Origin of the sequence: Microtetraspora sp. NBRC 16547 (assembly GCF_030268965.1) — a bacterium.
Classification (GTDB): domain Bacteria; phylum Actinomycetota; class Actinomycetes; order Streptosporangiales; family Streptosporangiaceae; genus Microtetraspora.
The window spans coordinates 1-255 of record NZ_BSSE01000135.1; the positions used below are offsets into that span (position 1 = coordinate 1).

Here is a 255-nt window from a genome sequence, read left to right on the forward strand (position 1 = left end):
TCTGGCACGCCGACGACGACGGGTACTACTCGCAGTTCGCGCCCGGCGTCCCGGAGTGGAACCTGCGCGGCACCGTGGTCGCCGACGAGAACGGGAACTTCAAGATCCACACGATGCAGCCGGCGCCGTACCAGATCCCGACCGACGGATCGTGCGGCAAGCTCATCGCGGCCGCGGGATGGCACGCGTGGCGACCGGCCCACCTGCACCTGAAGGTGTCCGCGCCGGGCCACCAGCTGATCACCACGCAGCTCT

The 255-nt window shown here is 69.4% G+C and carries 1 protein-coding gene; it reads left to right on the forward strand.

What is annotated here, in order from left to right; all coding sequences use genetic code 11:
- Window positions 1-255 (forward strand): dioxygenase family protein (locus QSK17_RS35945; protein WP_502889362.1); only part of this gene is annotated, 255 nt, incomplete at both ends.